At 72.7% G+C, this 24,222-nt stretch carries 19 protein-coding genes and 3 tRNA genes; 16 read left to right on the top strand and 6 right to left on the bottom strand.

Annotated elements, in window-relative coordinates:
* Positions 1 to 55: 55 nt before the first annotated feature.
* The 7 genes from ACN9M0_RS12795 (at position 56) to ACN9M0_RS12765 (ending at position 6,175) form a co-directional block, all read left to right on the top strand.
* Positions 56 to 856 carry a 2-aminoethylphosphonate ABC transporter permease subunit gene (locus ACN9M0_RS12795; RefSeq protein WP_366036714.1) on the top strand — a complete coding sequence of 267 codons (801 nt, stop codon included), beginning with the start codon at positions 56 to 58 and terminating at the stop codon, positions 854 to 856.
* Positions 843 to 1,640: an ABC transporter permease gene (locus ACN9M0_RS12790; RefSeq protein ID WP_366036715.1), complete on the top strand. Its 798-nt coding sequence runs from the start codon at positions 843 to 845 to the stop codon at positions 1,638 to 1,640. The genes ACN9M0_RS12795 and ACN9M0_RS12790 overlap by 14 nt, the downstream gene beginning before the upstream one ends.
* Positions 1,641 to 1,672: 32 nt before the next feature.
* Positions 1,673 to 2,731 (top strand): 2-aminoethylphosphonate ABC transporter substrate-binding protein, encoded by a 1,059-nt coding sequence (locus ACN9M0_RS12785; RefSeq protein ID WP_366036716.1) that lies wholly within the window; start codon positions 1,673 to 1,675, stop codon positions 2,729 to 2,731.
* A gap of 388 nt (positions 2,732 to 3,119) precedes the next feature.
* On the top strand, positions 3,120 to 3,734 hold the full coding sequence (locus tag ACN9M0_RS12780; protein ID WP_426403614.1) for an RNA-guided endonuclease InsQ/TnpB family protein: 615 nt from the start codon (positions 3,120 to 3,122) through the stop codon (positions 3,732 to 3,734).
* Positions 3,735 to 4,038: 304 nt separating this feature from the next.
* Entirely contained in the window at positions 4,039 to 4,818 is a 780-nt protein-coding gene (locus tag ACN9M0_RS12775; protein WP_366036718.1) for an HAD-IIA family hydrolase, read from the top strand.
* 119 nt (positions 4,819 to 4,937) lie between these two features.
* Positions 4,938 to 5,492 carry a hypothetical protein gene (locus ACN9M0_RS12770; protein ID WP_426403613.1) on the top strand — a complete coding sequence of 185 codons (555 nt, stop codon included), beginning with the start codon at positions 4,938 to 4,940 and terminating at the stop codon, positions 5,490 to 5,492.
* Between the two features lie 2 nt (positions 5,493 to 5,494).
* On the top strand, positions 5,495 to 6,175 hold the full coding sequence (locus ACN9M0_RS12765; RefSeq protein WP_366036720.1) for a class F sortase: 681 nt from the start codon (positions 5,495 to 5,497) through the stop codon (positions 6,173 to 6,175).
* 256 nt (positions 6,176 to 6,431) lie between these two features.
* On the opposite strand, the gene ACN9M0_RS12760 is transcribed toward ACN9M0_RS12765, so the two are convergent.
* Positions 6,432 to 6,505 (bottom strand) — tRNA-Lys (locus ACN9M0_RS12760).
* Between the two features lie 184 nt (positions 6,506 to 6,689).
* Between ACN9M0_RS12760 and ACN9M0_RS12755 the strand changes: the two genes are divergently transcribed.
* The 6 genes from ACN9M0_RS12755 to ACN9M0_RS12730 all read left to right on the top strand — a co-directional run bounded on the left by ACN9M0_RS12755 (position 6,690) and on the right by ACN9M0_RS12730 (position 15,518).
* Positions 6,690 to 8,180: a peptidoglycan-binding protein gene (locus ACN9M0_RS12755; RefSeq protein ID WP_426403612.1), complete on the top strand. Its 1,491-nt coding sequence runs from the start codon at positions 6,690 to 6,692 to the stop codon at positions 8,178 to 8,180.
* Between the two features lie 922 nt (positions 8,181 to 9,102).
* Positions 9,103 to 10,665 carry an SPFH domain-containing protein gene (locus tag ACN9M0_RS12750; RefSeq protein WP_426403611.1) on the top strand — a complete coding sequence of 521 codons (1,563 nt, stop codon included), beginning with the start codon at positions 9,103 to 9,105 and terminating at the stop codon, positions 10,663 to 10,665.
* Between the two features lie 128 nt (positions 10,666 to 10,793).
* Positions 10,794 to 11,387 (top strand): lytic polysaccharide monooxygenase auxiliary activity family 9 protein, encoded by a 594-nt coding sequence (locus ACN9M0_RS12745; RefSeq protein ID WP_366036723.1) that lies wholly within the window; start codon positions 10,794 to 10,796, stop codon positions 11,385 to 11,387.
* 39 nt (positions 11,388 to 11,426) lie between these two features.
* Positions 11,427 to 13,103, top strand: coding sequence for an AMP-binding protein (locus ACN9M0_RS12740; protein ID WP_399699150.1), 1,677 nt, complete (start codon positions 11,427 to 11,429; stop codon positions 13,101 to 13,103).
* Positions 13,104 to 13,617: 514 nt separating this feature from the next.
* Complete coding sequence (locus tag ACN9M0_RS12735) at positions 13,618 to 14,925, top strand: sensor histidine kinase (protein ID WP_399699148.1); 1,308 nt, start codon at positions 13,618 to 13,620, stop codon at positions 14,923 to 14,925.
* Positions 14,856 to 15,518, top strand: a complete 663-nt coding sequence (locus ACN9M0_RS12730) for a response regulator transcription factor (RefSeq protein WP_366036726.1) — start codon at positions 14,856 to 14,858, stop codon at positions 15,516 to 15,518. Before ACN9M0_RS12735 ends, ACN9M0_RS12730 begins: the two co-directional genes overlap by 70 nt.
* 43 nt (positions 15,519 to 15,561) lie before the next feature.
* On the opposite strand, the gene ACN9M0_RS12725 is transcribed toward ACN9M0_RS12730, so the two are convergent.
* Both ACN9M0_RS12725 and ACN9M0_RS12720 read right to left on the bottom strand, forming a co-directional pair.
* A tRNA-Lys gene (locus ACN9M0_RS12725) sits at positions 15,562 to 15,635 on the bottom strand.
* 76 nt (positions 15,636 to 15,711) lie between these two features.
* Positions 15,712 to 16,470 carry an IclR family transcriptional regulator gene (locus ACN9M0_RS12720; protein ID WP_017237127.1) on the bottom strand — a complete coding sequence of 253 codons (759 nt, stop codon included), beginning with the start codon at positions 16,468 to 16,470 and terminating at the stop codon, positions 15,712 to 15,714.
* 327 nt (positions 16,471 to 16,797) lie between these two features.
* Here ACN9M0_RS12720 and ACN9M0_RS12715 point away from each other — a divergent pair, with 327 nt between their 5' ends.
* Positions 16,798 to 17,880 (top strand): LLM class flavin-dependent oxidoreductase, encoded by a 1,083-nt coding sequence (locus ACN9M0_RS12715; RefSeq protein ID WP_426403610.1) that lies wholly within the window; start codon positions 16,798 to 16,800, stop codon positions 17,878 to 17,880.
* A gap of 245 nt (positions 17,881 to 18,125) precedes the next feature.
* Complete coding sequence (locus tag ACN9M0_RS12710) at positions 18,126 to 19,829, top strand: glycosyl hydrolase family 18 protein (protein WP_366036728.1); 1,704 nt, start codon at positions 18,126 to 18,128, stop codon at positions 19,827 to 19,829.
* A gap of 77 nt (positions 19,830 to 19,906) precedes the next feature.
* Here the strand turns inward: ACN9M0_RS12710 and ACN9M0_RS12705 are convergent, their stop codons facing one another.
* Positions 19,907 to 21,787, bottom strand: coding sequence for a putative bifunctional diguanylate cyclase/phosphodiesterase (locus tag ACN9M0_RS12705; RefSeq protein ID WP_366036729.1), 1,881 nt, complete (start codon positions 21,785 to 21,787; stop codon positions 19,907 to 19,909).
* A gap of 324 nt (positions 21,788 to 22,111) precedes the next feature.
* Here ACN9M0_RS12705 and ACN9M0_RS12700 point away from each other — a divergent pair, with 324 nt between their 5' ends.
* Complete coding sequence (locus tag ACN9M0_RS12700) at positions 22,112 to 23,392, top strand: M6 family metalloprotease domain-containing protein (RefSeq protein ID WP_426403609.1); 1,281 nt, start codon at positions 22,112 to 22,114, stop codon at positions 23,390 to 23,392.
* 50 nt (positions 23,393 to 23,442) lie between these two features.
* Here the strand turns inward: ACN9M0_RS12700 and ACN9M0_RS12695 are convergent.
* Positions 23,443 to 23,516: transfer RNA gene (locus tag ACN9M0_RS12695), tRNA-Lys, on the bottom strand.
* A complete protein-coding gene (locus ACN9M0_RS12690) occupies positions 23,507 to 24,136 on the bottom strand; it encodes a hypothetical protein (RefSeq protein WP_366036730.1) in 630 nt (209 codons plus the stop codon). Before ACN9M0_RS12690 ends, ACN9M0_RS12695 begins: the two co-directional genes overlap by 10 nt.
* Positions 24,137 to 24,222: the final 86 nt, after the last annotated feature.

Below are 24,222 nucleotides of genomic sequence, written 5' to 3'. Positions count from 1 at the left end.
GCCCACCCTCCCCCAGACTCCGTCCGGGAGGCGCCCCCACGCCCCGGCGGAACGCATGCCCACAACAGGTTGGCTCTGGGCCCTGCCCCCCGTCGCCGTCCTCGCGCTCGTCTTCCTCTACCCCCTCGCGCTCGTCGTCCAGGAGTCCCTCGCCCCCGGTGCGTACGCCGAGGTCTTCGCCTCCGCGTCGTTCCGCGAGGCCCTCGTCACCACCGTGTGGCTGGCCGTCGCCGCCACCGTCGGCTGTCTGGTCCTCGGTTTCGTCCTCGCGCTCGTGATCGCGTTCGTGCCCTTCCCCGGCGGGAAGGCGGTGTCGAAGTTCATCGACGTCTTCCTCTCCTTCCCGTCCTTCCTGATCACGCTCGCCCTGCTGTTCCTCTACGGCACGGTCGGCATGGCCAACGGGATCTGGACGGACGTCACCGGCGACCCGGCCGGCCCCCTCCGGTTCCTCACCACCCCGTGGGGCGTCCTCCTCGCCGAGATCACGTACTTCACCCCGTTCGTGATGCGCCCGCTCCTGGCCGCGTTCTCGCAGATGGAGACCGCCCAGCTGGAGGTGGCGTCCTCGCTCGGCGCCCGGCCGCTGCGGATCGTGCGGCAGGTGATCCTCCCCGAGGCACTGCCCGCGCTCGCCGCCGGCGGCAGCCTCGTCCTCGTCATGTGCCTCAACGAGTTCGGGATCGTCCTCTTCACCGGCGCCAAGGGCGTCACCACCCTCCCGATGCTCGTCTACAGCAAGGCGATCCTCGAATCCGACTACGCCGCCGCCTGCGTCGTCGCCGTCGTCAACGTCGCCCTCTCGGTCGGCCTGTACGTCCTCTACCGGGGGGTGAGCCGCCGTGCTGGTGCATAGCCGTACGGGCAGGTGGACGGCCTGGGCCCTGTTCGCCGTCCTGTTCGTCCCGCTCTTCGCCCTGCCCCTCCTCGTCATCCTCGCCGCCTCGTTCTCCACCCACTGGTCCGGCGCCTTCCCCTCGGGACCGACCGCCGCCCACTACACGGCGGCCACCCGGGGCGAGTCCCTCCAGGCGCTCACCACCAGCCTGGTCACGGCCGTCACCGCGAGCGTGATCGCGCTGACCGTCGGCACCTGGGCCGCGCTCGCCGCGGCCGCCCTCGGGAAGAAGGGCAAGCGGCTCCTCGACGCCCTCTTCATGCTGCCGGTCGCCGTGCCGTCCGTGGTCGTGGGCCTCGCCGTCCTCGTCGCCTTCTCGCAGCCGCCGATGCTCCTCAACGGCACCCGCTGGATCGTGATCCTCGCGCACACCGTGCTCGTCACGGCGTTCGCCCACCAGTCGGTCTCGGCGGCCATCCGGCGCCTCGACCCCCTGTACGAGCAGGCGGCGGCCAGTCTCGGCGCCCGCCCCTCGTACGTACTGCTCCGGGTGAAGCTCCCGCTCCTGCTGCCGTCCCTGAACGCGGCCGCCGGGCTCTGCTTCGCCCTGTCCATGGGAGAGCTGAGCGCCACGATGATGCTCTACCCGCCGGACTGGACCCCGCTGCCGGTGCTCATCTTCACCGCCACCGACCGCGGCTCCCTGTTCACCGGCTCGGCGCTCGCCGTGGTCCTCATGGCCGCGACGCTCCTCGTCCTGCTCGCCGTCTCCCGCATCCGTACCAAAGCCTCGTACCGCTAGTACCGCTAGTACTGCTAGGAGAGAACAACGTTATGCGTACGTACGCCAAGCCGGTCGCCGCCGTCACCGGCGCCCTCGTCCTCGCCGCCACGCTCACCGCCTGCGACGGCACCTCCGCCGCCTCCGACGAGAAGGTCGTCACCGTCTACAGCGCCGACGGCCTCAAGGGCGAGGCGGGCGACGGCTGGTACGACAAGGTCTTCGCCGACTTCGAGAAGCAGACCGGCATCAAGGTCAAGTACGTCGAGGGCGGCTCCGGGGAGATGGTGCAGCGCGCCCTCCGCGAGAAGAGCAACACCCAGGCCGACGTCCTCGTCACCCTGCCGCCCTTCATCCAGCAGGCCGGCTCCAAGGGCCTGCTCCAGTCGTACGAGCCGAAGGGCGCCGACCAGGTCGACGGCGGCGACAAGTCCGGCGACGGCACCTGGACCTCCGTCGTCGACAACTACTTCGGCTTCGTCCACAACAAGAAGGAGCTGCCGGCCGCGCCGAAGACCTGGGAGGAGCTGCTCGACGCGAAGTACAAGGACAAGCTGCAGTACTCCACCCCGGGCGTCGCGGGCGACGGCACCGCCGTCCTCATCAAGGCGATGCACGACTTCGGCGGCAAGGACGCCGCCATGGAGTACCTGAAGAAGCTCCAGGCCAACAACGTCGGCCCGTCCTCCTCCACCTCCAAGCTCGCCCCCAAGGTGGACAAGGGCGAACTCCTCGTCGCCAACGGCGACGTCCAGATGAACTTCGCCCAGTCCAAGTCCATGCCGAACCTCGGCATCTGGTTCCCGGCGAAGGACGGCGGCAAGCCCACCACCTTCGCCCTGCCGTACGCGGCGGGCCTGGTGAACAAGGCCCCGCACACCGAGAACGGCAAGAAGCTCCTCGACTTCATGCTGAGCGAGGGCGCCCAGCGCGAGGTCAGCGCGATCGGCGGCGGCTTCCCGGCCCGCAAGGACGTCAAGGGCACCGACGCCAACGCCATCGAACTGGCCAAGCTGATGGAGGGCGTCGAGGTCTTCGAGCCGGACTGGGCCGACGTCGACAAGAACCTCGCGGCGTACGTCGACGCGTGGAAGTCCGCGACCGGAAGCTGACCGGCCGCCAAGAGTTCACCTCCCGTCGGATCACCCCTGTGGGTGACCAATTACCGGCGGTCACTCTCCGTAGAGTTTCCTGCGTGAAGATTGTCGCGCAGGTGAAGTTGCTGCCCGCGTCCGCGCATGACGCGGACGCGCTGGCGGCGACCCTGTGTGCCTGCAACCGGGCTGCGAACCATGCGTCGTCGGTGGCGTTCGCCAAGGGCCTCAAGTGGCGGAACGTGTTGCAGAAGGAGGTGTACTTCGCCCTCAAGGCGGACTACGACCTCGGGGCCCGGCCGGCGGTGCGGGTCGTGAAGAAGGTCTGCGACGCCTACGCCACCCTGAGGCGCACATCCAGGCCGGGAATCTCCTGCTCGCCACCGTCGACCTGCCCGAGCCCGAGGTGTTCGAGCCCGATGGCTTCCTCGGCGTGGACCTCGGCATCGTCAACATCGCCACCACCAGCGACGGTCAGATCATGGCCGGCCGCAGACCGAACCGGTACCGCCAGCGGCACCGAGACCTGCGGGCCAAGCTCCAGAAGAAGCGCACCAAGTCCGCCAAGCGGGCCTTGAAGCGTCTCCGCCGCCGCGAGGCCCGGCACGCCGCCAACACCAACCACATCATCGCCAAGAAGATCGTTGCCACCGCTGAACGCACCTCGCGCGGGATCGCCCTGGAAGACCTGGGCGGCATCCGGCAGAGGGTCACGGCCGGGAAAGACCAGCGGGCACGACTGCACTCCTGGGCCTTCGCCCAGCTCGGCGCGTTCGTCGAGTACAAAGCCAGGCGGGCCGGTGTCCCCGTGGTCCACGTGGATCCCCGGAACACCTCCCGGCAGTGCTCGGAGTGCCGGCACACCCACCGCTCGAACAGGGTGACCCAGGCACGGTTCGTGTGCCGGTCCTGCGGGACCGTCATGCACGCGGACCACAACGGCTCCCGCAACATCGCCCACCGGGGCGAGGCTGTGTGGAAGCGGGGCGCAGTCAACCGCCCCGGAACCAGCCCACGCTGATTCCGGACGCAGGGGACCACGCGACAGCCGGCCGCGCTCCACTTGCCATCACGACCCTCCCGGCCGCGCCGACAAGCCCGGTCCTCAGGGCCGAGAGTCTCCCAGCCCCAGTCCGTCACGGTCGCCGTCCCCGCCGGCGCCTCCAGCGTGAGCTTCCGCTTCCGCTACACCGGCTCCAACAACTGGTACTGGACGATCGACGGGGTCAAGATCAGCACATCCTGATTACGCTGGGGGCGTCGCCACAGCGCTGTCGCGGCGCCCCCAGCACACCGCACGTCTGTACGGCAGGAGTCCCGCACCCATGGCAGAGCGCAAGCCGATCGAATCCTGGCTGACCGACATGGACGGCGTCCTCATCCACGAGGGCGTCCCGATCCCCGGCGCCGACGCGTTCATCAAGAAGCTGCGGGAGACCGGGAAGCCCTTCCTGGTCCTCACCAACAACTCGATCTACACGGCCCGCGACCTGCACGCCCGCCTCGCCCGCATGGGCCTCGAGGTCCCCGTCGAGAACATCTGGACCTCGGCCCTCGCCACCGCCAAGTTCCTCGACGACCAGCGCCCCGGCGGCACCGCGTACGTCATCGGCGAGGCCGGTCTCACCACGGCGCTGCACGACATCGGCTACGTCCTCACCGACCACGACCCGGACTACGTGGTGCTCGGCGAGACCCGTACGTACTCCTTCGAGGCGATGACCAAGGCCGTCCGCCTCATCAACGCCGGCGCCCGCTTCATCTGCACCAACCCCGACGAGACCGGCCCCTCCCTGGAGGGCCCGCTCCCGGCCACCGGCTCCGTCGCCGCCCTCATCACGAAGGCCACCGGCAAGGAGCCGTACTTCGCGGGCAAGCCGAACCCGCTCATGATGCGCACCGGCCTCAACGCGATCGGCGCCCACTCCGAGTCCAGCGCGATGATCGGCGACCGGATGGACACCGACATCCTGGCCGGTCTGGAGGCGGGCATGCAGACCTTCCTGGTCCTGACCGGTCTGACGTCGCAGGCGGAGATCGACCGCTTCCCGTTCCGCCCGTCGAAGATCGTCCAGTCGATCGCGGACATCGTCGACCGCGTGTAGGGACCCCTGACGCCGCCCTCTGCGGATGCGATCAGCGCCGATCCGGGTGACCCTGCCAGTATCAGGAGGTCACGATGCGTTCAGGTCCCATTGCTCTCCGTGCCGCAGGGGCGGCCCTGGTGCTCGTACTGGCACCCGCGGCCGTCGGCGCGTACGCCCACGACGGGGTGAAGGCCACCGTCACCCCGTCCACCGCCTCGCCCGGCGCCGACGTCGACGTCCGCGTCCAGGGCTGCAAGGGCACGACCGGCGCCGCCAAGTCCCCGGCGTTCGTCGCCGACGCGGAGCTCACCGGCCGGGACGGCGGGGGCAACCCGCTGTTCGGCGACACCACGATCCGGTCCGGCCTCAAGGACGGTACGTACACGGTGGGCGTGACCTGCGACGGGCACCACCACCCGGACGCCGGCACCGTGCAGGTCCGGCACCACCAGGAGCCCACCCACCGGCCGACGCACCACGCGACCCCGGTGGCACCCGTCCGGGCCGGCGGGGGAGGCGCCGCCGCCTTCGCCGCGCCGGCGGCCCCCGGCGTCGCCCAGACCACCTCCGAGAGCGGCCTCGGCACCCCGTACACCCTGCTCGGCCTCGGCCTGGCCGCGATCGCCGCCGTGGCGGTCGCCTTCCGCAGCTCCCGTCGCGGCACCTCCGGGTCCGGTACCGGCGGGGAGTGACCGTGTCGTCCGGCACCCGCCCGGCGGGCACCGGGCGACTCGTCACCGGCGTGGCCTGGGCCGTCCTGCTCTCCGGGCTCTGGCTCTGGGGCCGCGAGGCCACCGACGGCCCCGGCGGCAGCTCCGGGCCGACCACCGGCGACATCGCCGCCGTCGGCCGCCCGCCCGGCGTCGCCCTGCCACCGGCCCGCGACCCGCTCCCGGCCCTCGCACCCCGGCGGGTCGACATCCCCTCCCTCGGCATCAGCGCGCCCGTCGTGGCGCGCGGCCTGGACGACACGGGAGCCGTCGATCCGCCGCCCTTCGAGATGCCGCACACCGTGGGCTGGTTCGGCTCCGGCACCCGGCCGGGCGCGGCCGGCGCGGCCCTCCTCGTCGGCCACGTCGACACCGAGACCCGCCCGGCCGTCTTCTACGGCCTGAGCGCGGCCCGCCCCGGCGCGAAGGTCCGCGTCACCCGGACGGACGGATCGGTCGCCGAGTTCACCGTCGACGACGTCCAGGTCTTCCCGCTCGAGGACTTCGACCCGTCCAAGGTCTACGGCGCCCGCGACCCCCACCGTGCCGAGCTGCGCCTGATCACCTGCGGCGGCACCTTCGACCGGGCGACCGGGACGTACACGGCGAACGTGGTGGTCTCGGCGTACCTGACGGGGACGGGCGCGGCGGCTTCGGGCGGCTGAGACCGGGCCGCGGTCGGCGGGGCGTCGTCCCGGGCCGCCGCCGACCGGGCCGGTCCTCGACCGCGGGGCTCACGGGCCGCGGGAGGAGCCCGGTGCCGCCACGGGAGGTCGGCGTTCCGCACACTGTAGAGGTCCCGCACCGCCCGGCCCAGGGGGAGGTGACGTAACCGTCCCGCGACGCACGGTAGTTGGGGCGGAGAGGTTCGGAGAAAGATCAAAGCCCCCTCACCATCGGTGAGGGGGCTTTGACTCTGCGTGCGCCGCCAGGGACTCGAACCCCGGACCCGCTGATTAAGAGTCAGCTGCTCTAACCAACTGAGCTAGCGGCGCCTGCTGACAGAGAGAACTCTACCCGACGTGAGGGTGTGCTCCTGACCAATAACGGTCTCCTCCGGCCTGTCGGATGGTCGTATCAGGCCTTCGATCCGTCAAAATGCGATTTGTCCAGACAGTTGAGACACTGACGCCCGAAACAAGGGTCAAAAAGATCTTGACGAGTGTGGAGGGGAATCGCATGAGCGTGCCGGTCTTCGAGGAGTTCGAACCCGCGGCCGACTGCGGCTGCCCGGGCTGCGCCCGGCAGCGGCGTGACCTCGCGCTGGGTCTGCCCGTGCGGGCGGGCGGTCATCCGGCGGCGCACGGCGCCCGCCGCGCGCTGGTCCTGGTGACGGCGGCGGGCGTGGTCCTGGGCGGGGGCGGGGCCGGAGTGGCGACGGCCCTCACCGGCCCGTCGGGCCCGCTCGCCCCGGCGGACGCGCCGGGCGGCGCGGCGGCAGCGGACGCGGTGGACCCGGTGGACCCGGGGGCGGCGGACGCGGCGGACGCGGCGGACGCGGCGGACGCGGCGGTCCTGCGGGAGCAGGCGACGACCCGGTCCGGCGACTCGGCCGGCTCCGCCGACACCCCCTGGCCGGGGCCCGAGACCCCTCAGGGCGGACGGGGGCCGCTGCACGGCGCACCGGGACCCGGCCCGGACCCGGCGCCGATCGCAGTCCCGACGACCAGTCAGATCTCGACGGAGACGCTGCGGCAGACGACCCGCGCCGAGATCATCAACCGGGCCAAGAAGTGGGTCTCCGCGCAGGTCCCGTACTCCATGGAGAAGTACTGGTCGGACGGGTACCGCCAGGACTGCTCCGGCTACATCTCCATGGCCTGGAACCTGCGCAGCAACGAGTGGACCGGCAGCCTCGACCGCTTCGCCGCACGGATCGACCGCACCGAGCTCCAGCCCGGCGACATCCTGCTCTTCCACAACCCGGCCAACCCGACCCGCGGCTCGCACGTCACGATCTTCGGCGGCTGGACCGACTACACGCACACCTCCTACATCGCCTACGAGCAGACGAAGCCGCGCGCGCGGAAGCAGGCGACGCCGATGGCGTACTGGGAGAACTCCGACCGGTACGTGGCCTACCGCTACAAGGGCGTGGTGAGCGGCGGCAGCACCGGCGGCGGGGCGGAACCCACGGAGACGGCGGCGTTCCCGGGGCCGGGGAAGTTCGGGCCGGGCGCCGACAACGCGTACGTCACCCAGCTCGGGAAGCTGCTCGTCCAGCGCGGCGGCAAGAAGTACTACAGCCAGGGTCCCGGCCCGAAGTGGGGCGAGGCGGACCGCAGGGCGACCCAGGCGTTCCAGCTCGCGCAGGGCTGGAAGGGCAAGGAGGCGGACGGCCTGCCCGGCCCGCAGACGTGGACGCTCCTCGTGACCGGCGGGGGCAAGGACATCGGCGGTTCGAGTGGTTCGAGCGGTCCGAGCACGAATGCGAACGGCTTTCCCGGGCGTGGCTACTTCCGTCCGGGCCAATCCAACGCATATGTGGAGAAGCTGGGCAAACAACTGGTGAAGCGGGGCTTCGGCAAGCACTACCTGTCGGGACCCGGTCCGCGCTGGACGGAGGCGGACCGCCGCAACGTCGAGGCGTTCCAGCGGGCACAGGGCTGGCGCGGCGGAGCGGCCGACGGCTACCCGGGCCCGGAGACCTGGCGGCGTTTGTTCCGATGACCCCGAGAGCATGAGGTGGACCCGAATGACGGCATCGACCCCGAACCCGGCGGACTCCGGCGCGGCGGCCTCGCGTGACGCGGCGCGCACGGCCAGACGTCTGACGGACGGCACCCTCCCGCGCACGTCCCCACCGGCCCCGGACCGGCTCCGCCCCGCGACGCCCCCGGACTCCACGGCGGCGGCGCCGGACTCGGGCACACCGACACCGGAGCCGCCGGGCCCGACGCCGTCCACGACACCGGGGCCGACGCCCGCCACGGGACCGGGGCCGACGCTCGCCACGGCGTCGGAGCCCGCGTCCGCCACGGGGCCGGTGACCCGGCCGGCGCCGGGGGCCGCGTCCGCCACGACACCGGGGCCCGCGTCCGCCACGACACCGGGGGCCGCGTCCGCCACGGCGCCGGCGGCCCGACCGGCGTCGGGGGCGACGGAAGCCGCCAAGGCGGCGCCCGCGCCGGGCGCGGCGGGGCTTGCTTCGGCCGGGCCTGTGTCCGGCACGGGGACGGAGACCCGGACGGGGACGGAGACCCGGACGGGGGTGCCGTCGGATGCGCCGGAGGTGACCTCGGCGGTGCCCGCGGCCGGCACGGTGCCGGGGGCCCCGGCAGGGCCGTCGTCGCGTACGCCGGGGGCGCCCCCGGCAGGGACGGCGTCCGGTGCGGTGGGGCCGGCTTCGGGCGGGGCTGTGGCCGGTACGGAGCCGGGGACCCCGACGGGCTCTGCGGCGGGTACGCCCGGGGCGTCGGCTCCGATGGGTTTCGCGCCGGGCTCCGGCACGGCGCCTTCGGCCGGGTCTCCGTCGGGCTCCGGCACGGCGCCTTCGGTCGGGCCCGCGTCCGGCCCGGCGGCTTCCGGCGTCTCGCCGGGCCCCTCGGCGGGACCCGCCTCCGGCGTGGGGCCTGTAGCCCCTGACCGTGCCGTGTCCGTCACGGGCGCGGGCGGGTCGGCACGGTCCGTTTCCGGTACGGCGACCGGGGCCTCGGCTCGCCCGGAGGGCCCGTCCCGTGCCTCCTCGCCGGAGGCGGAGGCGGCGGCCCTGGCAGGCGACCGTCCCACCGGGAAGGCCGCCGACGAGACCGGAGGCAAGGCTCCGGACACCCCCACCCCCACCACCCCGATCGACTTCGGGCGGATCAGCGGGGCACGGGTCGGTACCGTCGCGGTGCCCGTCGCCGCCGTGGTGCGGGTCGCGCGGCGGAAGAACGTGATCGGGGCCGAGACCACCGGTTCCATCCCGGTGCATCTGCTCTTCCGGGACGAGCCGGAGACCGCCGCCCCCGTCGCGGCGGGCGACGACGAGGGTCCCGACACCATCTCGATGGCCGCGCTCATGCCGCCGGCGGTGGACCGCAAGCCCGCCATCCCGGCCCCGTCGAAGGTGCAGGCCCCGGCCAAGCCGGACCCGGAGCCCCGGACCGGGCCGCGGTCCAAGGCGAAACACACGTCTCCGCCCAAGCCGCAGTCCACATCCCAGCCGAAGTCGCCGCCGAAGTCCCCACCGAAGTCCCCGCCCAGGCCCAAGTCCCCGGCGGCTCCCAGGCCGAAGGCCGCCGCCTCCCGCCCCGCCCCCACCGCCGACCCCGCTCTCGTCGAGCGGCCCGGGCCGGTGCTGCCCGGGTGGGTCGGGGTGGTCGCCGGGGCGCTGGCGATCGCCTGGTGCGCCTCGGTCGTGTGGTGGACCGGGGCGGTGCCCGCCGAGGCCGCGCGGATGCTGCGGCTGCCGGCACGCCCGTACAACGGCATCCATCTCGGACAGTGGGCCCTGCTGGCCCTGGGTGTGGTGCTCGCCCTGTTCGCGCTGGGCGGTCTCGGCCGCGGCCGGGTCGGTTACGCCTGGGTGCTGACTCTGTTCGGCGACTACCGCGGCACGGTCCGCCGTACGGGCCTGGTGTGGGTCAGTCCGCTGCTGCTCCGCCGCCGGGTGGACGTCCGGCTGCGGCACTGGCGCAGCGAGCCGCTGTCGGCGGTGGACGCGAAGGGCACGGCGCTCGACGTCACCGTCCTCGTGGTGTGGCGGGTGCGGGACACGGTCCGGGCGTCGCTCGGGGTGGACGGGCACGAGGACTACCTGCGGGAGCAGGTGGAGGCGGCGATGGCCCGGGTGCTCTCGCAGCTGCCGGCGGACGCGTTCCACGAGGACGCGCCGACGCTGCGGGACGCGGAGGCGGTCGGCGAGGCGCTGACGCGGATGCTGTCGGCGGAGTGCGCCCCGGTCGGTGTGGACGTGTTCTCGGCGCAGCCGACGCGCATCGAGTACGCGCCGGAGGTGGCGGCGGCGATGCGCCGGCGCCGGATCGCGGCGATCGACGCGAAGCACCGGGACAGCGTGCTGACCTCGGTGGTGGACGCGGTGGACGACGTGGTCCACCGGCTGACCAGTCGTGGTCTGGTGGAGCTGGACGACTACGAGCGCAAGGCGCTGGTCAAGGACCTGACGGTGGCGTTCTACACGGGCAGGACGGGCCCGGTCGAGGGCGCCTGAGGGGATGGACAGCGTCACCTTCCGTCCCTACCTTGATACTTGGTCCAGACCAAAAGTAGTCCCCAGGCACCACCCGTACGCGCGCGCACGGCCCCACGGAACTCCCCACGTTCTCCTGGAGTGACAGCATGCGCAAAAAGTCAGTCGGGGCGGCGGTGGTGGCGCTCGGCGTCGCCGTCGTCACCTTCCTCGGTACCGGCACCGCCGGCAGCCACGGCTACACCGACTCGCCGATCAGCCGTCAGAAGCTCTGCGCCAACGGCACCGTGACCAACTGCGGCGACATCCAGTGGGAGCCGCAGTCGGTCGAGGGGCTCAAGGGCTTCCCGGCCGCGGGCCCCGCCGACGGGAAGATCTGCGCCGGCGGGAACTCCCGCTTCGCGCAGCTCGACGACCCCCGCGGTGGCGCCTGGCCGACGACGCGTCTCACGGCGGGGCAGAGCTACAGCTTCCGCTGGCAGTTCACGGCCCGCCACGCCACCACGGACTTCCGCTACTACATCACCAAGAACGGCTGGACCGGGACCAAGGCGCTGACCCGGGCGGACCTCGACCCCCAGCCGTTCCTGACCATCCCCTACAACAACCAGCAGCCGCCGGCCACGCTCTCGCACTCCGGGACGATCCCGGCGGGCAAGACGGGCCGGCACCTGATCCTGGCGGTGTGGACGATCGCGGACACCGCGAACGCCTTCTACGCCTGCTCGGACGTCACGTTCTGACGGTTCAGTTCTGACTGACCGTCAGTTAGAGTCCGGCCCATGAGGAGCGCGGACACCGTCGCGGAGCTCGTACGGCGCCAATGGGGCGACCACCGGATCGGCCTGAGGGACGAGCACCACACCCTCACCCACCACCAGGTCGCCGCGGGCGCCGCCGCCCGGGCCGCGCTGCTCGTGGACCTGATGCCACCCGTGCCGGGGGGCGAGCCGCACCTCGGCATCCTGCTCGACAACACGCCGGAGTACCCGCTCTGGCTCAGCGCGGCGGCCCTCGCGGGGGCCGCCGTCGCCGGGATCAACCCCACCCGGCGCGGCGCCGAACTCGCCCGCGACATCCGGCACACCGAGTGCCGGGTCCTCGTCACCCAGCGCGCCCACCTGCCGCTCCTCGACGGGCTCGCGCTGCCGGGCCTGCGCATCCTCGTCACGGACACCGAGGCCTACCGGGACCTCCTCGCCCCCTACGGGAACGCCCGGCCCGGCGACGCGCGCCTCGGCCCCGTACGCCCCGACAGCCGCTTCCTGCTCTCCTTCACCTCCGGATCGACGGGCGCGCCGAAGGCCGCGCTCTGCAGCCAGGGGCGACTGGCGGCGGCCGGCGCCTCGCTCGTCTCCCACTTCTCCGTCGGCCGGGACGACGTCCACTACATCTGCATGCCGATGTTCCACGGCAACGCCGTCATCGCCGACTGGGCGCCCGCGCTCTCCGCCGGGGCCGGGGTGGCGCTGCGGTCCCGCTTCTCGGCCTCCCGCTTCCTGCCGGACGTCCGGCGCTTCGGCGCCACGTACTTCACGTACGTGGGCAGAGCCGTCCAGTACCTCCTCGCCACCCCACCCGGCCCCGACGACCGCGCCCACCCGCTGCGGCTCGGCTTCGGCACGGAGGCGGGGGCCGTGGACGCGGCCCGCTTCCGCGAGCGCTTCGGGGTCCCGCTCGTGGAGGGGTACGGCTCCTCCGAGGGCGGCGCGGCGATCCAGCGGACCCCGGACACGCCGACGGGCGCCATCGGCCGGGCCGCACCGGGCGACGACCTCGCGGTCATCGCCTCCGACACCGGCGAGGAATGCGCCCCGGCCCGCTTCTCGCCCACCGGCCGGCTCCTCAACGCCGCCGAAGCGGTCGGCGAACTCGTCAACCGGGGCCGCTCGCCCTTCGAGGGCTACTGGCGCAACCCGGAGGCGCAGGCGGCGCGGCTGCGCGGCGGCTGGTACTGGACGGGCGACCTCTTCTACCGGGACGCGGCCGGCTTCCTCTACTTCGCGGGCCGTACGGACGACAGGCTCCGGGTCGACAGCGAGAACCTGGCCGCGGCGATGATCGAACACATCCTGGCGCGCTGGGAGCGGGTGGCGGGCGTCGCCGTCTACGCGATACCGGACCCGGTGGCGGGGGACCAGGTCATGGCGGCGCTGGCCCTGCGGGAGGGGGCGGTCTTCGACCCGTCGGCCTTCGCGACGTTCCTGGCGGCCCAGCAGGACCTGGGCACGAAGATGCCGCCGCGCTTCGTGCGGGTGATGCGGGAGCTGCCCCTCACGGCCACGAACAAGATCCACCGGGTGGCCCTTCGCCGCGCGGCCTTCCACTGCCCGGACCCGGTGTGGTGGCGCCCGGCCCCTGGGGCACCGTACGAGCCCCTGACGCCCGAGGCCGCCGCGACCCTCGACGCCCAATACGCCCACCACGCCCACCCCACACCCCCGAAGCCCCCGAACTAGCCCCGTGGGCCGGAGCTCCACCGGGGCGGTGCCCCGCCGCCACCCCCGTTGTGGGCCGTGGTTCCGCCGGAGCGGCGCCCCCCCGCCCACCCGTTGTGGGCATACGTTCCGCTGGGGCGGAACGGGTGGGCACAACGGACGGCGCCCCTTGCCGGGCCTAGGCTTTCCGCGCCCTGACCCGCACCACATCGTGCGGCGCCACTGGGGGCGGGTCCAGGCGCGGAAGGCGGAGGCGCCCGCAAGGGCGCCGTCCCGTGTGCCCACCCGTCCCGCCCCAGCGGGACGATTGCCCACACGGCGGTGGGCGGGTGCGTGCACACCAGGGCGGCGGCGTCGCCCAGGCCCCGCGGTGCGAGTGCCGCCCATGCCCCGCGCGGGCGGCGTCGCCCAGGCCCCGCGCGCGGCCGTCCCCCAGGCCCCCCACCACGCCCCGCGCGGGTAGGTCCAGCCCCACCCCCCGTACCCCCGCCAGGCCCATGGCCCCCCGGCACGCCGTCGTCCTACCGTGGCGTCCATGGAGCCCCGTACCCCCTGGCAGGCACTCACCCGCCCCCGTTTCCCGTTCGGGCCATGGCCCTGGCGGGCCGTCGGCTATCTGGCGACCGGGGGGCTCGTCGGGGCCGTGGCCTGTGCCGGGTTCCTGGTGTTCGGGGTGTTCTCGCTGTTCCTCGTCGGGCTGCCGCCGCTCCTGCTCTCCGGGCTCGCCCTCGGCCGCGTCGAGCGCCTCCGGTTGAGGATCGCCGACCTCGACCCCGCCCCCGACCCGCACCGCGTCCCCGCCGCGCCCGGTCTGGCCGCGTGGCTCCGGGTCCGGGCGGGGGAGCAGGCGACCTGGCGGGAGCTCGCGTACGCCCTGCTGCTCGCCACCGTCCTGTGGCCGCTCGACCTCCTCGCCCTCGCCGTCGGCGTCGGCCTGCCCGTCGCCCTGCTCAGCGCCCCCTTCCGGCTCGCCGTGGACGGTCACGAGACCAAGGTCGTCAAGGCGTACCTGGTCACCTCCTATCCCCAGGCCCTCGCCGCCGCCCTCATCGGCGCGGTCCTCCTCGTGGCCCTGGCCTACCCGCTCGCCGCCGTCGCGGGCGCCCGCGCCGCCCTCGCCCGCGCCCTGCTCACCCCGCGCGAGGCCGAACGGCAGGGCGCGATCGGCGAGGTCATCGCCTCCCGGGCCCGGCTCGTCGACGCCTTCGAGGCCGAGCGGCGCCGCATCGAGCGGGACCTCCACGACGGAGCCCAGCAGCGTCTGGTCGCCCTCACGATGACCCTCGGCCTGGCCCGGCTGGACGCCCCGGCCGACGGCCCGCTCGCCGAGCAGCTGGCGAAGGCCCACGCGGAGGCCGGGCAGGTGCTGACCGAGCTGCGGGAGCTGATCCACGGCATCCACCCCCAGGTCCTGGCGGACTACGGTCTCGGCCCGGCGCTGGCCGACGCCGCCGACCGTTCCGCCGTCCCCGTGGACACCGACCTCGCGGCGCTGCCCCGGCTGCCGGCGAGTGTCGAGAGCGCCGCGTACTTCGCCGGCTGCGAGGCCCTCGCCAACCTCGCCAAGCACAGCGGCGCCCGCCGGGCGCGGATCACCGCCCGGCACACCGGCGGCGCGCTGCGGCTCGACGTCGAGGACGACGGGCGGGGCGGCGCGGACCCGGCCCGCGGCAGTGGCCTCACGGGACTCGCCGACCGGATCGCCGTCCTCGATGGCACACTGACGATCATGAGCCCGCCGGGCGGGCCGACCCTCCTGCGAGTGGAGATCCCGTGTCCCGCACTGTCCGAAGACTCCGCGTCGTCCTCGCCGAGGACAGCGTCCTCCTCCGGGAGGGACTGATCGGGCTCCTCGCCCGTTTCGGCCACGAGGTGGTGGCCGCCGTCGGTGACGCCGACGCGCTGCGCGAGGCGGTCGCCGCGCACGAGCCGGACATCGTGGTGACCGACGTCCGGATGCCGCCCGGCTTCCAGGACGAGGGCCTGCGCGCGGCGGTCGCGCTCCGTGCCGAGCGGCCCGCCCTGCCGGTCCTCGTCCTCAGCCAGTACGTGCAGCGCAGCTACGCCGCCGACCTCCTCGACGCGGGCGACGGCACGGGCGTGGGCTATCTCCTGAAGGACCGGGTCGGGCAGGTGGAGGAGTTCGCGGACGCCCTGGCCCGGGTCGCGGACGGCGGCACGGTCGTCGACCCCGAGGTCGTGCGGCAGCTGCTGCGCCGGCACCGGGACCCCCTGGAGGCGCTGACCCCGCGCGAGCGCGAGGTTCTGGGCCTGGTCGCGGAGGGCCATTCGAACGGGGCGATCGCCCGCCGTCTGGTCGTGACCGAGGCCGCCGTCGGCAAGCACATCGGCAACATCCTGGCGAAGCTGGACCTGCCCCCGGCCGAGGACACCCACCGCCGGGTCCTCGCGGTCCTCAGGTATCTCCGGGCATGACAAGAAGGCCCCCTCACCGAGGTGAGGGGGCCTTCTCTGTCTGTGCGCCGCCAGGGACTCGAACCCCGGACCCGCTGATTAAGAGTCAGCTGCTCTAACCAACTGAGCTAGCGGCGCCTGCTGACAGAGAAAATACTACCTGGTCCCGCGGGGTGCTTCTGACCACGCCGCGGGACCAGGCTCGTCCTCGGTCTCAGATCGCCAGGGAGAGGACCACCGGGGCGGCTCTGCGGTTGAGCGTGTCGGCCGCCGCGCGCAGCCGGTGGGCGTGCTCGATCGGCAGGGAGAGCGCCAGGCAGCCCACGGCCGAGCCCGCCGTCAGCGGGACGGCCGCGCAGACCGTGCCGACCGCGTACTCCTGGAGGTCGAGCACGGGGACGGTCGCCGGCTGGCTGTCGAGCTTGGAGAAGAGGATCCGCTCGCTGGTGATCGTCCGGGAGGTCAGCCGGGCGATCTTGTGCCGGGAGAGGTGGTCCCGCCGGCCGTTCTGGTCGAGCTGCGTGAGCAGGCATTTGCCGACCGCGCTGGCGTGCGCGGCCGAGCGGAAGTCGACCCATTCGTTGACTTTGGGCGTGCGAGGACCGTCGGCGAACTGGGTGATCTTCACCTCGCCGTCGATGTACCGGCTGATGTACACCGCCGCGCCGACGGAGTCGCGCAGTTCGGTCAGGGTCTCCTGGAGCTTGGCCTCCAGGGCTTCGCGGCGGGTCAGGCCGGAGCCGAGGAGGACGAGGGAGTCCCCGATCACGTACGCGCCGTCGGCGACCTGCTCGACGTACCCCTCGCGCCGGAGCATGAGGAGCAGTGAGGACAGGTGGGCGACGGGAAGGCCGGTCTCGCGCGCGATCTGGACGTCTGTCACTCCGCCACCGTGCCGCGAGACCGTCTCGAGGACGCGCAGGGCGTATTGCACCGAGTGGAACGGCGCGGTGGGCTCGGGCTTCAGCGCCACGGTTTCCCCCTACCAGGTTGTGACCGCAAGCTTTCGTACCACGATAGCCGCCAAGGACCGTTTACGGGGCGGCTGTTGGCGAGAATGATGCGGAGGATCGGGCCCCTGGGCTGGGGCGCGCCACCCTGGCATATGCCCACGTCATGAGTGCCACGCAGAGCCTCAGGTCAGGGGCGTGCGCGCCGGAGCCGCCGTCGGAGTTCGGCCACCGGCACACGGCGGAATTTTCCGCCCCGCGACCGGGAGCGGAATAAGCGGAGACACCCTCCTGTTGGTGTCTGGACGTATCTGAATGCATCCGCACGTGTGCCGAGGAGGGTCCCGACGGTGACCGACGCTATTCGAGGAGAGGCGCGGGGGACCGCGCCCGTACCGCTGTCCGTACTGGACCTGGTGACCGTCGGCAGCGGGCGGACCGCGACCCAGGCGCTCGCCACCAGCGTCGAGCTGAGCCGGCTCGCCGAGCGGCGCGGCTTCCACCGGCACTGGGTGGCCGAGCACCACTCCATGCCCGGAGTCGCCTCCTCCTCCCCGGCGGTGATCCTCGCCCACCTCGCGGCGCACACCAGCCGCATCCGGCTCGGCTCGGGCGGTGTCATGCTGCCCAACCACGCCCCGCTCGTCGTCGCCGAGCAGTTCGGCACCCTGGAGGCCTTCGCCCCGGGCCGGGTCGACCTCGGCCTCGGCCGCGCGCCCGGCACCGACGGGGCCACGGCCGCAGCCCTGCGGCGGAGCGACACCCTGAACGAGGGCGCGGACGACTTCCCCGAGCAGCTCGCCGAGCTGACCCGGTTCCTGGACGACGACTTCCCGGACGGGCACCCGTACGCCCGGATCCACGCCGTGCCGGGGCCGGTGCAGGGCCCGAAGGGGCGCCCGCCGATCTGGCTGCTCGGCTCCTCCGGCTTCAGCGCCCGCCTCGCGGGGCTGCTCGGACTGCCCTTCGCCTTCGCCCATCACTTCTCGGCCAGGAACACGATCCCGGCGCTCGACCTCTACCGGGAGTCCTTCCGGCCCTCGGGGGTCCTCGACGCCCCGTACGCGATGATCGGCGTCTCGGCGTTCGCCGCCGACGAGGCGGCGCAGGCCCGCCGCCAGGTCCTCGCCGGCGCCCTCGCGATGCTGCGGCTGCGCACCGGCCGGCCGGGTATGGTGCCGACGCCGGACGAGGCGGAGGCGTACGGATTCAGCCCCGCCGAGCGGGAGTTCGTGGACGGCTGGCTCGCGAACATCGTGTACGGCACGCCGGACGAGGTGCGCACCGGTCTGGACGATCTGCGGAAGCGGACGGGCGCGGACGAGCTGATGATCACGGCCAACGGGCACGGCGGCGAGGAGCGGGTGCGGAGCTACGAGCTGATCGCCGACGCGTACGAGCTGCCGGAGCTGCCCGGGCTTCCGGAGGCGTGAAACCCTGATTTCGGGGGCTGGTTGGTTCGGTCCTGAACGAACCAGCGTCCTGCCCTAAGTGAACCTTAAACCGCTCGTCACTGATGGTGGCGGGCGGTTCCGTTTTGTGCTGTACGGCTCTGACAAGGGCTTTCTTCAGCGAATTGGTCTAGTCCTCAATCTGGTTCAGACCATTGACGTGCTGTTCATGCGGCGGATATCACTGCTCCAACTTCCGTACCGCCACCCCCTCCCGGAGGCCGCACGTGCACCCCCGTAAGCCTTTGATAGCCGCGCTCCTCAGCTCGGCCCTCGCCGCCGGCGCCCTCGCCGCCACGGCCGGACTCGGCTCCGCCCAGGCCGCCGAGACCGGTACCACCGCCTCCACGGGCGGCGTGAAGATCGCCTACTACGACCAGTGGAGCGTCTACGGGAACGCCTTCTACCCGAAGCACCTCGACGAGCGGGGCATCGCGGCCGACCTGGACGTCATCAACTACTCGTTCGGGAACATCCACCCGACCGACCTCACCTGTTTCGAGGCCAACAAGGCCGCGGGCGACGACAACAACCCCAACGCGGGTGACGGCGCCGGCGACTCGTACGCCGACTACCAGAAGTCCTTCTCCGCGGCGGACAGCGTCGACGGCGTCGCCGACAAGTGGGACCAGCCGATCGTGGGCGTCTTCAACCAGTTCAAGGAACTGAAGGCGAAGCACCCCCAGCTGAAGATCAACATCTCGATCGGCGGCTGGAGCTACTCCAAGTGGTTCTCGGACGCGGCCAAGACCGACGCGAGCCGCAAGAAGCTCGTCGCCTCCTGCATCAAGCAGTACATCCAGGGTGACCTGCCCGTCGAGGGCGGCTTCGGCGGCCCCGGCACCGCGGCCGGCGTCTTCGACGGCATCGACATCGACTGGGAGTACCCCGGCTCGCCCGACGGCCACCTCGGCAACCACTACGCCCCCGAGGACAAGCAGAACTTCACGCTCCTCCTCGCCGAGTTCCGCAAGCAGCTCGACGAGTACGGCGCGGCCCACGGCGGCAAGAAGTACCTCCTGACCGCCGCGCTCCCGGCCGGCCAGGACAAGATCAAGAACATCGAGACGGACAAGATCGGCGCGTACCTCGACTACGCGAACATCATGACGTACGACATGCACGGCGCCTGGGACGGCGACGGGCCGACGTACCACCAGTCCCCGCTGCACTCGGGCACCAACGACCCGACCGACGTCATCAAGCCGGGCACCGAGAAGTACTCGATCGAGAACGCGATCGACTCCTGGATCGACGGCAAGGCCGCCTACGGCATCACCGGCGGCTTCCCGGCGAACAAGCTGACCCTCGGCTACGAGTTCTACTACCGCGGCTGGAAGGGCGTCCCGGCCGGGACCACCAACGGCCTCGCGCAGACCGCGACCGGCGGCTCCAACGTCCGCCCGCTGAGCCAGGCGGCCGGCATCGCGTACTACAAGGAGCTCGGCGGCATCGTCGACAACCCGGCGACCACCTTCTGGGACGACCAGGCCAAGTCCGCGTACTTCTACAAGGACGGCGAGTTCTTCACCGGCCTGGACAAGCGCACCATCCAGGCGCGCGCCGACTACGCCCACAACCGCGGCCTCGCCGGCGCGATGATGTACTCGCTGCTCGGCCTCGACGCCAACGCGACCCTCTTCAAGGACATCGTGACGGCGGTCGGCTCGTCCCCGACCACCCCGCCCACGACCCCGCCGACGACGGAGCCCACGACCCCGCCGACCACCACGCCGCCCACGACCACCCCGCCGACGACCCAGCCGCCGACCGGCTGCACCGCCCCGGCGTACGTGGCCGGCACCGTCTACACCGGCGGCAGCCTCGTCTCCCACAAGGGCCACACCTGGAAGGCCCAGTGGTGGACCCAGAACGAGGAGCCGGGCACGACCGGCGAGTGGGGCGTCTGGAAGGACCAGGGCGCCTGCTGATCCGCCGCGCCGAATGAACCACTGCCCCCGCCCGGAATGTCCCTCCGGCCGGGGGCAGTTCCACGTCCCGGGGCGGGTCAGACCGGCAGCGGCTCCGTGCCGATCAGCTCGGCGATACGGTCCGGGGCCACCGCCCGCGAGTACAGCCAGCCCTGCCCGGTGTCGCAGCCGATCCGGCGCAGCCGGCTGGCCTGCCCGGCCGTCTCGACGCACTCGGCGGTCACGGTGAGGCCGAGCCGGTGCGCGAGGTGCACGAGCGCCTCGACGATCAGCTCGTCCGCCGGGTTGGCGTGCTCCTCGTCCTGGAAGCCGCGGACGAAGGAGCCGTCCAGCTTGAGCACGGAGACCGGCAGCCGGCTCAGATAGGCGAGGTTCGAGTAGCCGGTGCCGAAGTCGTCGATCGCGATCCGCACCCCCATGTCGCTCAGCGCCTGGAGTGCCTGGAGCGGCCGCCCGTTCGAGCCCATCACGGCGGACTCGGTCAGCTCCAGCTGGAGCAGGTGCGGCGCGAGACCGGTCTCCGCGAGGATGCCGGCCACGTCCGCGACCAGGTCGGAGTCCCAGACCTGACGCACCGCCACATTGACGCTGACGAAGATCGGGCGCTCGCGCGGATGGTCCTTCTGCCACTGCCGGGCCTGGCGGCAGGCGGTCTGGAGGACCCACCGCCCCAGCTCCACGATGGAGCCGTCCTCCTCGGCGATCCCGATGAACCGATTCGGCGCGAGCGAGCCGAACTGCGGATGGTTCCAGCGCACCAGCGCCTCCACCCCGCGCACCGCCCCGTCGGCCAGGTCCACCAGCGGCTGGTACTCCAGGGCGAACTCCCCGCGCTCCACGGCCGGCCGCAGGGTGGAGGAGAGCGACTGCCGTGTCATCCGGTGGGCGTTGCGCTCGGGGTCGAAGAGCGTCCAGCGTGCCTTGCCGTCCGCCTTCGCCCAGTACAGCGTGGTGTCCGCGGCCTGCATCAGGGCGGTCGCCGTCGTCCCGCGTCCCGCGCGCTCGACCACGCCGATCGAGGCGGAGACCGAGAGTCGCTGGCCGCCCAGGTCGAAGGGGTGCTGGAGCGAGTCGAGCACCGACCGCGCCAGGTCCGCCAGTTGTTCCGTGCCGGTGGAGTCCTCGACCAGGATCGCGAACTCGTCGCCGCCGAGCCGGGCCACGAGATGACCGCCGTTGCGGGTGTAGCCGTCGCTGTCCGCGCACTCCGTAAGGCGTGTGGCGACGGCGGCCAGGAGCCGGTCGCCGACCCGGTGGCCGAGGGTGTCGTTGACCGCCTTGAACCCGTCGAGGTCCAGGTAGCAGAGACCGATCCGCCCTGTTCTGCCATAGCCGTACGACTCGTATGACTCATGCGATTCGTGTGACCGGGCCGGCTCCTGAGGGGCGTCGGCCGCGGCGTCCTGGCCCGCCGCCTCCAGGGCCGCCGAGAGGCGCTCGAAGAACAGCGCGCGGTTGGGCAGCCGGGTGACCGGGTCGTGCATCTGGAGGTGGCGCAGTCGTGCCTGGAGCTCCCGCCGGTCGCTGATGTCCGCGATCGTGAGCAGTACGCGCCGGCTGTCGGGCACGGGGGCGACGGTGACCTCCGCCCACAGCGAGCGCCCGTCGGCGTGCTTGAGGCGGCGGGTGCAGCGGAAGCGGGAGCGGCGGCCGCGGAGCACCTCGCCGTAGGCGTGCCAGGTGCGTCCGTCGGAGGCGAGGTCGACGAGGTCGGCCGCGGCCTGCTCGCGGAGCGCCGCCGGCTCGGTGCCGAGCAGGGTGCCGAAGGAGTCGTTGGCGGCGACGACGACGCCGTCCTCGTCGACGACGGCCATGGCGAGCTGGGCGACCCGGAAGGCGGCACGGTAGTCGCGGAGTTCGGCCGCCCGGCGCGCGAGGTGACGCTCCGTGAGTGCGGGCTCGGCCGCGTGTGTCTCCGGCGGCTCTGGGTGCACCGGTCCTTCGGGGATTCCGCTCACCGCTCGCTCCCGTGTGCAGTCGGGCCGGTCACATGTGGTCGGGACGGTCGGCCAAGGAAGAGTGAGCCGATCATAGAGCCAGCCGGGGGAGCGTTCCAGCTCCGAGGCGCCTTCGAGGGGGCTCCGGGGCTGTGAGGCTGCCCACCGCGGCAGCGCGCCCGATCGTTTCTGCGCGGGTCTGACACGGGTCGTCGAGGGCCTGACCGAATGTGACTTTCCGTGAGCTGAAGCGCGCTCGTGTCGCGTCGACCCCGTGGCGTGCCCTCACCCGACCGGGGCAGCGGAAACATGCGAAACGCCGCAAACCGTCACAAGGTGGGTGGGGTGTCCCGCATTCCCGATCCGGAGGTCCACGTGAGGGCTCAGCAGCCACCCGGGGGAGTGGAACGCCCACGGCTGCGTGCCGGTGCGGCGGCTTTCACCTCCCTCGCCGCCCTGGCCGCCACCGGCCTCGTCGCGGGTCCCGCCGTCGGCGCGCCCTCGGCGAGTCCCTGCGCCCTGCCCCGTACCGCCGCCCATCACTCACTCGGCATCGACACCTGGAACGGCTCCTACACGCGCCCGAACCAGACCCTCGACGCCGTCATGATCTTCCTGTCCTTCCCGGACTCCGCGCCGCTCACCGAACCGGCCGAACTCGCCGCCGACCACTTCCCCGCCACCAGCGAGTACTTCGACCGCGCCTCCTACGGGCGCTTCAGCCTGCGCCCGCACCCCCGGCCCGGCTGGACCCCGATGCCGCACGAGTCCGGCGCGTACGACATACGGCGCGACTGGGACGCCGGGAAGCGGGCCGCCTACCTCCGCGACGCCATCGCCGCCGCCGACAAGGACGTCGACTTCTCCCGGTACGACATCGTCTACCTGGTCGCCGACCCGGACGCGCCCGGCGTGGACTCCGACGCGACCAAGGTCGTCAACCTCGAACACCCGCTGGAGGTCGACGGCACCGAGATCAAGCGCGTCGTCACCGTCTTCGAGCGGCACCCGCCCGACCGCAACGTCCTCGCCCACGAGACCGGGCACGTCTTCGACCTGCCCGACCTCTACCACCGCCCGGTGGACGGCAAGGGCGACTGGGACACCCATGTGGGTGACTGGGACGTCATGGGCAGCCAGTTCGGGCTCTCCCCCGACCTCTTCGGCTGGCACAAGTGGAAGCTCGGCTGGCTCTCCCGTGCCCAGGTGACCTGCGTCCAGGGCTCCGGCTCCCGGATGGTCAGCCTGGAGCCGACCGACGCGCCGCCCGCGGCCGGCGGCACCCTCGGCACCCGGCTCGCCGTCGTCCGCACCGGCCCCGACAGCGTCCTGGCGATCGAGGCCCGGAGCAGCGCGGGGAACGACGCCGAGACCTGCACCGAGGGCGTGCTCGTCTACCGGGTCCGCAGCGGCGCGGCCTCCGGCGACGGCCCGGTCGAGGTCGTGGACGCGCACCCGGACACCCAGGCCTGCGTGGACCGCTCCGTCTATCCGCCGCTCGCGGACGCGCCCCTGGAGGAGGGCGAGACCCTGACCGTGCCCGGGACCGGCGTCCGGGTCGAGGTCACCGACCGCAGCGAGGCGGGCGTCTGGACGGTGAAGGTCACCCCTCCCGCGGCGCGCTGAGCCGGAACACGAAGAAGCCCCCCGCTTCCGCGAGGGGCTTCTTCCGTCTGTGCGCCGCCAGGGACTCGAACCCCGGACCCGCTGATTAAGAGTCAGCTGCTCTAACCAACTGAGCTAGCGGCGCCTGCTGACGTCGTAGACATTAGCATCCGGATCGGCGGGAGGAAAAATCGATACCCGCACGTCGGCGGCGGAGGCCGCCCGGGCGGCCCGCACGCAGGCCCAGAGCACGACCTCGGGGCCGGGAAGCCACGGGTGCCGGGTGTCCGGGGCCACCAGCCAGCGGGGTCCGGCGGAGCCGGACGGCACGAGCGGCGGCACGGTCACCGCGTCCCCGACCCCGTGACAGAGCGGCCGGGGGACGGCTTCCCCCCATTCCTCCCAGTCGAGCAGGGCGGGCAACCGCTGGGCCGTCCCCGGCGCGGCGAACAGCATCATCCGGCCCCGGTGCATCGCGACGGGCCCCGAACCCGGGCCCTCCTCCCATAGCCGGTCCAGCATCCGGCGCCCGAAGACCGGGTCCACGTTGACGACGTCGAAGACCGTCCCGCAGGGCAGCGCCGCCGGAGAGGCCGGCCGGGACTCCCAGCGCGTGAGCGCGGCGCCGTCCCGGCTCCCGGTGGCCGAGGCCAGCCAGGCGGCCCCGTCGGCGGTCACCCGGGCCGTCTGGTGCCGCCCCTCGTCGCCCTCCCGGAGGAACCGGAAGATGTCGTGCGGGGTCTCGTCGCGCAGCCACGTCGTCATGGATCCAGGTCTACCGGGCGTAAAGCACCGACTGCCGAGGGTTCCCGGAATCCCGGACAGGAGGGGTGGGCGAGGAGTATCGTGCA

Source organism: Streptomyces sp. R-07, assembly GCF_049913175.1.
Lineage (GTDB): Bacteria > Actinomycetota > Actinomycetes > Streptomycetales > Streptomycetaceae > Streptomyces.
Note: the sequence above shows the minus strand (reverse complement) of the source record. Positions and strands in the feature narration are given on the sequence as shown.